Below are 13,573 nucleotides of genomic sequence, written 5' to 3' on the forward strand. Positions count from 1 at the left end.
TCCCGGACCCTGTGAGAAGCTAGGAAGCGTGACAGACCTTTCCGCCATCCTGCCCGTCATCATCGTCGTCGCGATCGCAGTCCTCGTCGTCGCCGGGGCCGTCATCGGGCTCGTGCGCGGCCGCCGGAAGAAGATCGACTACACCGGCCCGCGGGACGCCAACGACCAGGTCATCGCCCCCACTCGCCCGGGCGCCGTCGACACCGAGACCGCCCCGCCCGCCGGCGTCGGGACCCTGCCCGAGCCCGCAGAACCCGCGGCCGCCCCTGAGCGTGACGTCGTCGACGAGTCCGTTGTCGAGGCCGTCCCGACCGAGACCCCCGCGCCCGTGGCCGGGCGGCTCGTGCGACTGCGCGAGCGGCTCGCCAAGAGCAACAGCATCCTCGGCAAGGGCCTCCTCGCGCTCCTCGCGAGCGACAGGATCGACGAGAACGTGTGGGACGAAGTCGAGGAGACCCTCCTCCTCGCGGACATCGGCACCGAGCCGAGCCTCGCGCTCGTCGACTCCCTCCGCGACCGCGTCAAGGTCATGGGCACGCGCAGCCCCGAGGAGGTCCGCGCGATGCTCCGGGAGGAGCTCGTCGCCCTCGTCGATCCGTCCCTCGACCGCTCCCTCAGCGTCGACCGCAAGGCGGGCAAGCCCGCCGTCGTGCTCGTGGTGGGCGTCAACGGCGTCGGCAAGACGACGACGGTCGGCAAGCTCGCGCGCGTCCTCGTCGCGGAGGAGAAGGACGTCATCCTCGGCGCCGCGGACACGTTCCGCGCGGCCGCCTCCGAGCAGCTGGCCACGTGGGGCGCGCGCGTCGGCGTGCCGACGGTGAAGTCCGACGTCGATGGCGCCGACCCGGCGTCGGTCGCCTTCGAGGCGGTCAAGGCCGGCATCGAGCAGGAGGTCGACGTCGTCATGGTCGACACCGCGGGCCGCCTCCAGAACAAGGTGGGCCTCATGGACGAGCTCGGCAAGGTCAAGCGCGTCATCGAGAAGCAGGCCGAGGTCGACGAGGTGCTCCTCGTCCTCGACGCGACGACCGGCCAGAACGGCCTCAACCAGGCCAAGGTCTTCTCCGAGGTCGTCGACATCACGGGCATCGTCCTGACCAAGCTCGACGGCACCGCGAAGGGCGGGATCGTCGTCGCGATCCAGCGGCAGCTCGGCGTCCCGGTCAAGCTCGTGGGCCTCGGCGAGGGCCCGGACGACCTCGCCCCGTTCGACCCCGAGGCGTTCGTCGACGCGATCCTCGCCTGACGGGCCCCCTCTCTTCATCCCCTCTCAACGCCGCATCGCAACACGCTGCTATTCCGTGCGGATAGCCGCGTGTTGCGATGCGGCGCTGTGGCGCCAGGCCCAGAGCGGCGCCGCAGCGAGGAGGCATGTGCCGGAGACCGCAAAAGCCCAGCCGTAGCCGATGCCGTCAGCGAGGGCGCCGGCGACGAGCGGGCCGAGGATGCTGCCGATGTCCGCGGCCATCTGGAAGACGGCGAGGGGGCGGCCGCCGCTGCGCTCGGCGCCGATCGTGTCCGCGACCGTGGCCTGGAGGGACGGGCCGAGGAACCCGGAGCCGAAGCCGGCCGCGACCGAGAGGGCGAAGAACGCAGCCTCGGAGCCGCTCACGCCCAGCAGCGCCGTCGGCACGGCGGTCCCAGCGAGCCCGAGGAGGGCGACCGGCCGGCGCCCCCACCTGTCGGTGAGCCGGCCCGAGAACGTCAGCGAGGCCGCGGTCCCGGCCGCGAAGAGGGCCAGCGCGAGGCCCGCGGTCCCCGAGCCGGCGCCGAGGGCCGCCGTCGCGAAGAGCGGCACGAGCGCCATCCGGATGCCGAAGGTCGCCCAGCCGTTGGCGAAGTTCGAGCCCACGGCCGCCCGGAACGCGCCGCTGCCCAGAGCCTCCGCGAGCCCCAGAGGCGGCCGGGCGGCGCCGTTGCCCCGGGCCGGCGCGCCGCGGCCGAGCAGGAGGTGGACGACGGCGGCGGCGACCACGAGCGCCGCGGCATAGACGAGGAACGGCACGCGCAGCCCGAAGCCCGCGAGGACGCCGCCGAGGACCGGGCCCGCGATGCTCCCGAGCAGGAACGAGGACGCGTAGAGGCCGCTCACGCGGCCGCGTGCGTCGGGCGGCGCGAGCCGGACGATGAGCCCGGCGGCGGAGATCGTGAACATCGTCGAGCCGATCCCGCCGAGGCCACGCACGGCCAAGAGGGTCCAGTAGTCGGGCGCGAAGGCGCACGCGGCGCTCGAGGCGGCGACGAGGAGCAGGCCGGAAGCGTAGACGGGCCGCTCCCCGAGCCGGTCGACGAGCCGCCCGGCCGAGGGGGCCAGACATAGGCGCGCGAGCGCGAAGGCGCTCACGATCACGGACGCCGCCGTCGCGCCGACGCCGAAGCTCGTGGCCAGCTGGGGCAGTACGGGGGCGACGAGGCCGAATCCCACCGCGATGACGAACGCCGCGGCCACCATGACCCAGACGTCGCGGGGCACGGACGGACGCGTGGGGACTCGAGGCATGCCTCCACCCTAGGGCAGCGGAGTCCTCACGGCCCGGCGCGCCCCCTGGTGAGGTCTGGCGCCGCGTGGGACGCGGACGAAACACGCGCGAAACGATCCCGTGACGAGGGCTTTACGCCGGGGAGCAACTTGTAACGGACGCGCAATCTTCGCCGCGACCGGTTGAAACACCGCCGCCGGATGCTTGTTGACAGGTTCAGGGCTGCGGGAGGCCGTCTCCGGCGCCCACGAACGACAGCTTCCGACAGTTTGTCGCACGCACACTCGAAAGGTTCCACCATGGACACTGGCGACACCGCCTGGGTGCTCATCTCCGCGGCCCTCGTGCTGCTGATGACTCCCGGACTCGCGTTCTTCTACGGGGGCATGACCCGTGCCAAGAGCGTCCTGAACATGATGATGATGAGCTTCGGGGCCATCGCCCTCGTCGGCGTCCTGTGGGTCACCGTCGGGTACTCGATGTCCTTCGGCACCGACATCGGCGCCGGCCTCCTCGGCAACCCGCTCGAGAAGTTCGGCCTCGAGGGCGTCCTGACCACGGGTGAGGGGGCGCCGCTGGCCGGCACGATCCCGGAGATCGTCTTCGTCGGCTTCCAGGCCGTCTTCGCGATCATCACGGTCGCCCTGGTCTCCGGCTCCATCGCCGACCGCGCCAAGTTCGGCTCGTGGATGGTCTTCGCCGGCCTCTTCGCGGTCCTCGTGTACTTCCCCGTCGCGCACTGGGTCTTCGACTTCAACAAGGACGCCGAGGGCAACCCGATCGGCGGGTGGATCGGCCAAGGCCTCGGTGCCATCGACTTCGCCGGCGGCACCGCGGTGCACATCAACGCCGGTGCGGCGGGCCTCGCGCTCGCGCTCATCCTGGGCAAGCGCAACGGCTTCGGCAAGGACCCGAACCACCGCCCGCACAACCTCCCGTTCGTCATGCTCGGCGCCGGCCTCCTGTGGTTCGGCTGGTTCGGCTTCAACGCCGGCTCCGCCCTCGCGGCGAACTCGGTCGCGGGCTACGCCTGGATCAACACCCTCGTGGCCCCGTGCGCCGCGATCCTCGGCTGGCTCATCGTCGAGAAGCTGCGTGACGGCCACGCGACGTCGCTCGGCGCCGCCTCCGGCATCGTCGCGGGCCTCGTGGCCATCACCCCGGCCGCCTCGGCGATCACCCCGCTGTGGTCCATCGTCCTCGGCCTCGTCGCCGGCGTCCTGTGCGCCCTTGCCGTCGGTCTCAAGTACCGCTTCGGCTACGACGACTCGCTCGACGTCGTCGGCGTCCACCTCGTCGGCGGACTCCTCGGCACGCTGTTCATCGGCCTCGCGGCCAACCCGGAGTCCCCGGCCGCAGGCCAGGGCCTCTTCAGCGGCGGCGGCTTCGAGCTCCTCGGCAAGCAGGCCATCGGGGCCGGTGCGGTCCTCGCCTACTCGTTCGTGCTCTCCCTCGTCATCGGCTGGCTCATCAGCAAGACGCTCGGCTTCCGGGTGTCCTCCGAGGCGGAGGAGGCCGGCGTCGACATCGCGCTCCACGCCGAGACGGCCTACTCGTCGAGCTCGGCGGGCTCCGGCTTCCACCCGCTCGGCCACCGGGCCGAGGCCGAGGTGAAGGCGTTCAACGCGGACGACCTCCTCTCGGAGAAGTCCGGCGGGAAGAAGGTTGAGGCATGAAGCTCATCACCGCGATCGTCCGGCCTGAGAAGCTCGATTCGATCCGTGAGGGCCTCGAGGCCTACGGGGTCCAGGGACTGACCGTCAGCTCGGCGTCCGGCTACGGCCGCCAGCGCGGCTACACCGAGGTGTACCGCGGCGCGGAGTACAGCGTGGACCTCATTCCCAAGCTCCGCGTCGAGGTCCTCGCGACCGACGAGCAGGCGGACGACATCCTGGACGTCATCATCACGACGTCGAACACGGGCCGGGCCGGCGACGGCAAGGCGTGGACGATCGACGTCCACGAGGCGGTCCGGGTCCGCACCGGGGAGCGCGGGGCAGCCGCGATCTAGCGCCGCACCTCTGGCGCTGCACACAGCGCGTTTCGCACGGACGACGGCGGGTTCCTTTCCCGCCGTCGTCCGTGCGAAACACTGCGTTAACACGCCGGTGACGAGGTCTTAACGCCCGGGGGGATTCCTGTAACACGGGCGCAACCCGGATGGCGGCTGCGTGAAACACGGGGGCGGGAGTCTATTCGCCAGCGGTCCGCACGCGGCGCCCCGGAGGGAGCGGCGCGGGGCGGACAGTCCCCATCAGCTGCCCGTGACCTCCGTGAAAGGCATCCCCATGAATGCTGGCGACACCGCCTGGGTCCTCGCCTCCTCAGCCCTCGTGGCGCTCATGACGCCCGGCCTCGCGTTCCTCTACGGCGGCATGACCCGGGCAAAGAGCGTGCTGAACATGATGATGATGAGCTTCGGGGCCCTCGCGCTCGTCGGCGTCCTGTGGGTCACGGTCGGCTACTCGATGTCCTTCGGCGCCGATCTGGGCGGGGGCATCGTCGGCAACCCGCTCGAGGCCTTCGGGCTCGAGAGCCTCCTCGCGACCGGCGAGGACACGCCCCTCGTGGGCACGGTCCCTGAGCTTGCTTTCGCCGCGTTCCAGGGCACATTCGCCATCGTGACCGTGGCCCTCGTCTCGGGCGCGATCGCCGACCGCGCCAAGTTCGGCTCGTGGATGGTCTTCGCCGGCCTCTTCGCGGTGCTCGTCTACTTCCCCGTCGCCCACTGGGTCTTCGACGCGAGCACGGACGCGGCCGGCGCCTTCGCGGGCGGCTGGCTCAACGGCCTCGGCCTCATCGACTTCGCCGGCGGGACCGTCGTCGAGGTCAACGCCGGTGCCGCGGGCCTCGCGCTGGCCCTCGTCCTCGGCAAGCGCAAGGGCTTCGGCAAGGACCCGAACCACCGCCCGCACAACCTCCCGTTCGTGATGCTCGGCGCGGCCCTGCTCTGGTTCGGCTGGTTCGGCTTCAACGCCGGCTCGGCCCTCGCCGCGGACGGCGTCGCGGGCTTCGCGTGGATCAACACCCTCGTGGCCCCGTGCGCCGCGATCCTCGGCTGGCTCCTCATCGAGAAGCGCCGCGACGGGCACGCGACCTCCTTCGGCGCCGCCTCGGGCGCGGTCGCCGGCCTCGTGGCCATCACGCCGTCGTGCGCGGCCCTCACCCCGCTGTGGTCGGTCGTCCTCGGGTTCGTCGCCGGCGCCGTGTGCGCCCTCGCCGTGGGCCTCAAGTACCGCTTCGGCTACGACGACTCGCTCGACGTCGTCGGCGTCCACCTCGTCGGCGGAATCGTCGGCACCCTGTTCATCGGCCTCGCGGCGAGCCCCGAGGCGCCGTCCGGCGGCCAGGGCCTCTTCTACGGCGGCGGCCTCGACCTGCTCACAGTGCAGGCGATCGGCGTCGTCGCGGTCATGGTCTACTCGTTCGCGGTCTCCCTCGTCCTCGCCCTGGCCATCAAGGCCACGCTGGGCTTCCGGGTCTCCGGGGAGGCCGAGGAGGTGGGGGTGGATCTCGCGATCCACGCCGAGACCGCCTACGCCTACGGCGGGCTCGGCTCGTCGGGAGGGGCGTTCCACCCGCTCGGGCTCGCCGATGGCACCCCCGCGGCCGGGCCAGGTGCCGGGGAGCGCGAGGCGTCCGACGCCGAGGAGCTCGCCGGGGCTGCCCGCTGACGACGGCGCGCTGCACGGCGGCAGCTCAGGCGGCGGCGGTTCAGGCGGGGTCGCGGCGGGACGTCGCCCAGCTGGCGGGCCCCGTCCCGCCGGCCTCGTACTCCTCGAGGGGGACCTCGCCCTTCGCCCACGCCTCGAGGACGGGGTCGACGACCTGCCAGCAGTCCTCCGCCGTGTCGCCGCGGACCGATAGGAGGGGGTCTCCGGACAGCACGCCGTCGAGCACTTCGCCATAGGGCGCCAGGTCCGGGGCGTTGAGGTCGGCGTCGAGCGTGACGCGGTTGAGCGTGAGCACATCCCCGGGGCCGTTGACGTCGACATCGAGGCGGAGCGTGTCCGGGCCGAAGCCGATCCTGAGCCGGGTCGGCGTGTCCGTCCCGCGGAAGCCGCGAGGGAGGTGCGGGACCGGCCGGAACGTCACGACCGCTTCCCTGCGCTTGACGCCCAGGCCCTTCCCCGAACGCAGCACGAACGGTACTCCCGCCCAGCGCCAGCTGTCGATCTCCACCGTGACCTCGGCCAGGGTCTCCGTGCCGCGGCCAGGCTCGACGCCGGGCTCGGCGGCGTAGTCCGGGATGTCCCGGCCGTTCATCGTCCCGGCGGTGTAGCGGGCGCGTGCCGTGGTCTCGGCATAGGGGAGGGGAACCCGCGCGGCACGCAGCACGGTGCTGACGGCGTCCCGGAGGTCCCGCTCGTGCAGGGCCGCCGGGACGTCGATCGCGAGGAGGGCGAGGATGTGCAGAAGGTGGCTCTGCACCATGTCGCGGAGGGCGCCCGCGCCGTCGTAGTAGCCCGCGCGGCCCTCGAGGGCGAGGTCCTCGTCGAAGATGATCTCGACCTTCTCGATGTGGTCGCGGTTCCACACGGGCTCGAGGATGCGGTTCGCGAACCGGAGACCGAGGATGTTCAGCACCGTGCCCTTGCCGAGGAAGTGGTCGACCCGGAACACCTGCCGCTCGGGCACGAGGCGGCGCAGATGCGCGTTGAGCTCCGCCGCGGACGCGGCGCTCGTCCCGAAGGGCTTCTCGAAGACGAGGCGGGTCCCGGGCGGCAGGTCGTCGTGGCCGAGGAGGGCGCACGCCGCGACGCTCACCCTGGGCGGGAGGGCGAAGTAGACGGCGACGGGCGGGCTCAGGGAACCGAGGAGTTCCGCGAGCACACCGGGCGCGGTCACGTCCGCCTGCCGGTAGTCGGACTCGTCCCGAAGGCGCTCGAGGGTCCTGCGGCCTTCGTCGGACGCCTGGGCGAGCGGGGCCTCGGTCGCGGTGCGGAGCCGTTCGCTCCACTGCTCCGGCGTCCAGGGCTCGTGGCCAGCGCCCACGAGGGCGAGCTGCGGGTGCCGGCCCGTCGCGAGCAGCTGGGCCAGGCCCGGCAGGAGGAGCCTGCCGGTGAGGTCGCCCGAGGCGCCCAGGACCAGGAGGGTCCTGGTCGGCTCGGGCTCGGGGGTCCGGGCTGCCTCTGACGCTGTCTGGGACTCTGCCTCGGTGCCGGTCACCGTGCCAGCATGCCATCCGTGCGCGGCCGTTGATACCCTTGGGGGTGAGCCGCGGCGCGTCGCGGTGCTGGGCGGTGGAGTCAGAGTTCGCCCGCCGCCAGCCGCGCGCCGGGAACCGGACAGATACCCGTTACTGAAAGAAGTGCACCCCGCGTGTTCAATTCCCTCTCGGATCGCCTGAGCGCCACCTTCAAGAACCTCCGCGGCAAGGGCCGGCTGAGCGAAGCGGACGTCGACGCCACGGTCCGCGAGATCCGCCGCGCCCTCCTCGACGCCGACGTCGCCGTTCCGGTCGTGCGGGACTTCGCAGCGAGGATCCGCGAGCGGGCCCTCGGCGAGGAGGTCTCCGCGGCGCTGAACCCGAGCCAGCAGGTCGTCAAGATCGTCAACGACGAGCTTGTCGGGATCCTCGGCGGGGAGACCCGCCGCCTGCGGCTCGCGAAGAACCCGCCGACCGTGATCATGCTCGCCGGCCTCCAGGGCGCGGGCAAGACGACGCTCGCCGGCAAGCTCGCGAAGCACCTCAAGCGCGACGGCCACTCGCCCCTGCTCGTCGCCGCGGACCTCCAGCGGCCCAACGCCGTCACCCAGCTCCAGGTGGTCGGCCAGCGCGCCGGCGTCGCCGTCTACGCCCCGCACCCGGGCGTGCAGTCGGAGTTCGAGGCCGCTACCGGCGACCCGGTCGCCGTCGCCCGCGGCGGCGTCGACGAGGCGCGCACGAAGCTGCACGACGTCGTCATCGTCGACACCGCCGGCCGCCTCGGCATCGACGCGGAGATGATGCAGCAGGCCGCGGACATCCGCGCCGCGATCAGCCCCGACGAGGTCCTCTTCATCATCGACGCCATGATCGGCCAGGACGCCGTCAACACGGCCAAGGCCTTCGAGGAGGGCGTCGACTTCACCGGCGTCGTGCTCACGAAGCTCGACGGCGACGCCCGCGGCGGCGCCGCGCTGTCCGTCGCGACCGTCACCGGCCGCCCGGTCATGTTCGCGTCCACGGGCGAGGGACTCGACGACTTCGAGCTCTTCCACCCGGACCGCATGGCCTCCCGCATCCTCGACATGGGCGACATCCTCACGCTCATCGAGCAGGCGGAGAAGAGCTGGGACAAGGACGAGGCCGCCCGGATGGCGAAGAAGTTCGCCGACCAGGAGGACTTCACGCTCGAGGACTTCCTCGCCCAGATGCAGCAGATCCGCAAGATGGGCTCGATGAAGAAGATGCTCATGATGATGCCGGGCGCCCAGAACTTCAGGCAGCAGCTCGAGCAGTTCGACGAGCGCGAGATCGACCGCGTCGAGGCCATCGTCCGGTCGATGACCCCGCACGAGCGGCTCGCCCCGAAGATCATCAACGGGTCGCGCCGGGCCCGCATCGCCCGCGGGTCGGGCGTGCACGTCTCCGAGGTCAATGGCCTGCTCGAGCGCTTCGGCCAGGCGCAGAAGATGATGCGCAAGATGGCCCAGGGCGGCGGCATCCCCGGCATGCCCGGCGTCCCCGGCATGGGTGGCGGCTCGCGCAAGCCGGCCGGCAAGAACGGGAAGAAGAAGGCCAAGTCGGGCAACCCCGCCAAGGCCGCCCAGCAGCTGCGCGAGGCGGAGGCTCGCCGCGCCGCCGGTGCCCAGTCCGCGCCCGGCTCGGCGTTCGGCCAGCAGATGCCTGCGGACTTCGACCCCTCGGCACTGAACCTGCCGAAGGGCTTCGAGAAGTTCCTCGGCAAGTAGCCCCGGGCACAGGCCACCCGAAGCACGACGCCGAAGGGGCGCCTCCGCTGGGAGGCGCCCCTTCGGTGTCGTGCGCGCTGGTGCAACCCGCTGGCTCCGACGTCTGCTGCCCTCGGCCGCATCTGCTGTCCGGGTCCGGGCAGCAGATGCGCCTCAAGGGCAGCTCATGCTACTCAGGGGCGCCGACCCCAATGGTCTCCGGGAGGTAGACCTTGCCGCCCTGGGCGAGGAACTCCTCGCTCTTCTGGCGCATGCCAGCGATCGCCTCCTGGGCCTCCTTGGAGCCGAACTCGTTCCGGATGTCCTGCGAGATGCGCATCGAGCAGAACTTCGGCCCGCACATCGAGCAGAAGTGCGCCGTCTTGGCGGGCTCGGCCGGGAGGGTCTCGTCGTGGAACGCCTCGGCGGTCGCCGGGTCGAGGGAGAGCGAGAACTGGTCCTTCCAGCGGAACTCGAAGCGCGCCTTCGAGAGGGCGTCGTCGCGCTCGTGCGCCCCCGGGTGGCCCTTGGCGAGGTCGGCGGCGTGCGCGGCGATCTTGTAGGTGATGACCCCAGTCTTGACGTCGTCGCGGTTCGGCAGGCCGAGGTGCTCCTTGGGCGTGACGTAGCAAAGCATGGCCGTGCCGTACCGGGCGATCTCGGTCGCGCCGATGGCCGAGGTGATGTGGTCGTAGCCGGGCGCCACGTCGGTCACGAGGGGGCCGAGCGTGTAGAAGGGCGCGCCGTCGCACAGCTCCTGCTGGCGCTCGATGTTCTCGCGCACGAGGTGGAACGGGATGTGGCCGGGGCCCTCGACCATGACCTGGACGTCGTACTCCCAAGCACGCTTCGTGAGCTCGGCGAGGGTGTCGAGCTCCGCGAACTGCGCGGCGTCGTTCGCGTCCGCCGTCGAGCCGGGGCGCAGCCCGTCGCCGAGCGAGAACGCGACGTCGTACTGGGCGAAGATCTCGCACAGCTCGTCGAAGTGCGTGTAGAGGAAGTTCTCCTCGTGGTGCGCGAGGCACCAGCCGGCCATGATCGATCCGCCGCGCGAGACGATGCCCGTGACGCGGTTGGCCGTGAGCGGCACGTAGCGCAGGAGCACGCCAGCGTGGATCGTCATGTAGTCCACGCCCTGCTCGCACTGCTCGATGACGGTGTCCCGGAAGACCTCCCACGTGAGCTTGGAGGCGTCCCCGTTGACCTTCTCGAGCGCCTGGTAGATCGGCACGGTGCCGATCGGCACGGGGGAGTTGCGGATGATCCACTCGCGCGTCGTGTGGATGTCGTCGCCGGTCGAGAGGTCCATGACCGTGTCCGCGCCCCACTTGGTGGCCCACTGGAGCTTGTCGACCTCCTCGGCGATCGAGGATGTCACGGCCGAGTTGCCGATGTTGGCGTTGATCTTCACGAGGAACGCCTTGCCGATGATCATCGGCTCGGACTCGGGGTGGTTGATGTTGCTCGGGATGATCGCGCGGCCCGCGGCGACCTCGCTGCGGACGAGCTCGACGTCGCAGTTCTCGCGGAGCGCGACGAAGCGCATCTCGGGCGTGATCACGCCGGCGCGCGCGTAGTGCATCTGCGTCACGCGCCGGCCCTCCGTGGCCCGGCGGGGGACGGGCTTGGCACCACGCCACTCGGCCGACGCCTCGCCGCGGCGAAGCGCCGAGCGGCCGTCATCGAGCAGGTTCCGCTCCCGGCCCTCGTATTCCTCCGTGTCGCCGCGCTCGGCGATCCACGCCACGCGGTACGGCGGCAGCCCCACGACGGGGTCGCTGCCCGGGCCCGCGGTGCGGTAGACGGTCAGCGGCGGGTTGGCCTCGCCGCTGGGGGAGTCGTCGAGCGCGATCTGCGTGACCGGCACCCGGATGCCGTGCTCCGCGTCCTCGAGGAAGGACAGGGAGTGGGCGGGGTGCTGCTCAGTCGAGCTGATTTCTACTGCGTTCTCCGCTTGCGCGGTAATTGCATCGCTCATGGATGAGCCCTCACTTCCTACGCCGGCATGACCCGGACAGGTTCGACGGTCGCAGGCCGCGCCAGCCTGATCTCAGCCCCTGCGAGGGCACCCGTGTGGACCCGACGAGACTAGCCTGCGCCGCGCCGGGGCGCCAAAGCGGCGCTCTCGTTACGCTGGGCTCATGAGCCGCATCATCCACCTCACGGGCCCGGTCCTGCCCGAACGCGGCGTCAAGCGCGCGGAGGCGTGGGCCGTGGACGGCCGCATCACCTATGTCCGCCCCGTGGCGGCGCCGGAGGCGACGCTCGCGGGCTGGGTCCTCCCGGGCCTCGTGGACGCGCACTGCCACCTCGGGCTCGTGGCCGGCGGGGCGGCGGACGACGGCGCGACGCTCGCCCAGGCGCGCGCCGACGCGGCCGCCGGGGTGCTTCTCGTACGCGACTGCGGGAGCCCCGCGGATACGCGCTGGCTCCAGGCGCGCGACGACGTCCCACGCCTCGTGCGCGCGGGCCGGCACATCGCGCGCAGCCGCCGCTACCTCAGGGGCCTCGCCCTCGAGGTCGAGCCGGAGGGCCTCGCCGAGGCCGTCCGCAAGGAGGCGCGTACCGGGGACGGGTGGGTCAAGATCGTCGCGGACTGGATCGACCGCGACGCCGGCGACCTCGCGCCCGCGTTTGCTCCCGCCGTGGTGCGCGAGGCCGTGGCAGCGGCCCACGCCGAGGGCGCGCGCGTCACGGCCCACACGTTCTCGGCGGAGGCCCTCGACCCCCTCCTGGACGCCGGGGTCGACTGCCTCGAGCACGCGACCGGGCTGCTGCCGCGGCACATCCCGCGGCTCGCCGACGCCGGGGTGCCGATCGTCCCGACGCTCGTCAACGTGGCCACGTTCCCTGAGATCGCCGCCCGCGCCGAGGCGAAGTTCCCCCGCTACGCAGCGCGCATGCGCGCCCTCTGGGAGCGCCGGCACGAGCGCATCGCCGCGGCCCACGCCGCCGGCGTTCGCATCTACGCGGGCACCGACGCCGGGAGCGTCATCGCACACGGGAGGATCGCCGACGAGGTCGTCGAACTCGCCGTAGCGATCGGGGCCGAGGCCGCGCTCGACGCCGCCGCGTGGGGGGCGCGCTCGTGGCTCGGCGCGGCGGGCCTCGCCGAGGGCGATCCCGCGGATGTGGTCGTGCTCGCGGCCGACCCGCGGCGCGACCCGGGGACGCTCGCCGCCCCGCTGCACGTGCTCCGGGACGGTATGCGGATCGCGGGGACGAGGGCCCAGGCGACCTGACCGGCGAGTTGCGACGGAAGGTATTGATTGAAGCTTCAAGTAAAGCTAGACTTGAACCAACAACCTTCCCGAATCCTGCAAGGAGCCCCGATGACCGCGTCCGCCCAGGACCTCCTGCCCGCCGACCTCGCCATGGGCACGGTGATGCTCAAGGTCGGCGACATGAGGCTCATGCTCGACTACTACGAGCGGGCCCTCGGCCTCGTGCCGCTCACGGAGACCCTCGGCGGGCCCGTCCTCGGCCGGCGCGGCGTCCCGCTCGTCCACCTGAGCCAGGCGGCGGGCCTGCAGATCCCGAGCCGGGGAGAGGCGGGCCTGTTCCACACCGCGATCCTCTTCGAGAGCCGGGCCGACCTCGCGGCCACCGTCGCCACGGCGGCGCAGTACGACCCCCGCCGCTACGCGGGCAGCGCCGACCACCTCGTCTCCGAGGCCTTCTACTTCACGGACCCCGAGGGCAACGGCGTCGAGCTCTACGTCGACAAGCCGCGCGAGACGTGGCGGTGGGACGGCGACCAGGTCGTGATGGACAGCCTCCCGCTGCCCCCGCAGGCGTTCCTCACCGGGAATCTCACCGAGGAATCGGTGAGCGGCCAGCGCGAGGCTGCGGCCGGCGTCGGCCACGTCCACCTGCAGGTGGGCGACGTGCCGACGGCGCAGGCGTTCTACGTCGACACGCTCGGCTTCGAGAAGACCGCCGGCTGGCACGGCCAGGCGCTCTTCGTCTCGGCGGGCAGGTACCACCACCACATGGCCATGAACGTGTGGAATTCCCGTGGCGCCGGGCCGCGCAAGGAGACGCTCGGCCTCGGCGAGGTGCTCATCCACGTCCCGGCCGAGGACGACGTGCTCGCCGCCGCCGACCGGCTGCGCGCCGCTGGCGTCGGGAGCCACCACACCGGCGCCGAGCTGCGCTTCGAGGATCCCTGGCGCAACCGGATCCGCATGGCCGTCGTGGCAGCCTGAGGAAGCCTG

General features: G+C 72.0%; 10 protein-coding genes and 1 riboswitch. Of the genes, 7 read left to right on the forward strand and 3 right to left on the reverse strand.

Annotated elements, in window-relative coordinates:
* Nucleotides 1-28: 28 nt before the first annotated feature.
* A complete protein-coding gene (gene ftsY, locus BV907_RS00290) occupies nt 29-1,246 on the forward strand; it encodes a signal recognition particle-docking protein FtsY (RefSeq protein ID WP_139346518.1) in 1,218 nt (405 codons plus the stop codon).
* Between the two features lie 48 nt (nt 1,247-1,294).
* Here the strand turns inward: ftsY and BV907_RS00295 are convergent, their stop codons facing one another.
* The gene (locus tag BV907_RS00295) at nt 1,295-2,500 is read right to left on the reverse strand and encodes an MFS transporter (protein WP_077487667.1); all 1,206 of its coding nucleotides are present in this window, start codon (nt 2,498-2,500) and stop codon (nt 1,295-1,297) included.
* Between the two features lie 279 nt (nt 2,501-2,779).
* Between BV907_RS00295 and BV907_RS00300 the strand changes: the two genes are divergently transcribed.
* The 3 genes from BV907_RS00300 to BV907_RS00310 all read left to right on the forward strand — a co-directional run bounded on the left by BV907_RS00300 (nt 2,780) and on the right by BV907_RS00310 (nt 6,154).
* Entirely contained in the window at nt 2,780-4,156 is a 1,377-nt protein-coding gene (locus BV907_RS00300) for an ammonium transporter (protein WP_077487668.1), read from the forward strand.
* Nucleotides 4,153-4,491, forward strand: coding sequence for a P-II family nitrogen regulator (locus tag BV907_RS00305; protein ID WP_077487669.1), 339 nt, complete (start codon nt 4,153-4,155; stop codon nt 4,489-4,491). Before BV907_RS00300 ends, BV907_RS00305 begins: the two co-directional genes overlap by 4 nt.
* Before the next feature lie 277 nt (nt 4,492-4,768).
* Nucleotides 4,769-6,154 (forward strand): ammonium transporter, encoded by a 1,386-nt coding sequence (locus BV907_RS00310; protein ID WP_077487670.1) that lies wholly within the window; start codon nt 4,769-4,771, stop codon nt 6,152-6,154.
* A 40-nt stretch (nt 6,155-6,194) separates the two neighbouring features.
* On the opposite strand, the gene BV907_RS00315 is transcribed toward BV907_RS00310, so the two are convergent.
* Entirely contained in the window at nt 6,195-7,649 is a 1,455-nt protein-coding gene (locus tag BV907_RS00315) for a glucose-6-phosphate dehydrogenase (protein ID WP_077487671.1), read from the reverse strand.
* A gap of 153 nt (nt 7,650-7,802) precedes the next feature.
* Between BV907_RS00315 and ffh the strand changes: the two genes are divergently transcribed.
* On the forward strand, nt 7,803-9,377 hold the full coding sequence (ffh, locus tag BV907_RS00320) for a signal recognition particle protein (protein WP_077487672.1): 1,575 nt from the start codon (nt 7,803-7,805) through the stop codon (nt 9,375-9,377).
* Between the two features lie 169 nt (nt 9,378-9,546).
* Here ffh and thiC read toward each other — a convergent pair whose 3' ends face one another.
* Nucleotides 9,547-11,334, reverse strand: coding sequence for a phosphomethylpyrimidine synthase ThiC (gene thiC, locus BV907_RS00325; RefSeq protein ID WP_077487948.1), 1,788 nt, complete (start codon nt 11,332-11,334; stop codon nt 9,547-9,549).
* Nucleotides 11,332-11,439, reverse strand: a riboswitch (TPP riboswitch). It overlaps the preceding gene by 3 nt.
* A gap of 58 nt (nt 11,440-11,497) precedes the next feature.
* Here thiC and BV907_RS00330 point away from each other — a divergent pair.
* Together BV907_RS00330 and BV907_RS00335 are read left to right on the forward strand one after the other, a co-directional pair.
* Nucleotides 11,498-12,598, forward strand: a complete 1,101-nt coding sequence (locus BV907_RS00330; RefSeq protein ID WP_077487673.1) for an amidohydrolase family protein — start codon at nt 11,498-11,500, stop codon at nt 12,596-12,598.
* Between the two features lie 90 nt (nt 12,599-12,688).
* Entirely contained in the window at nt 12,689-13,564 is an 876-nt protein-coding gene (locus BV907_RS00335) for a VOC family protein (RefSeq protein WP_077487674.1), read from the forward strand.
* Nucleotides 13,565-13,573 lie beyond the last annotated feature (9 nt).

Origin of the sequence: Sinomonas mesophila, assembly GCF_001999765.1 — a bacterium.
In the GTDB taxonomy this organism is placed as follows: Bacteria; Actinomycetota; Actinomycetes; order Actinomycetales; family Micrococcaceae; genus Sinomonas; species Sinomonas mesophila.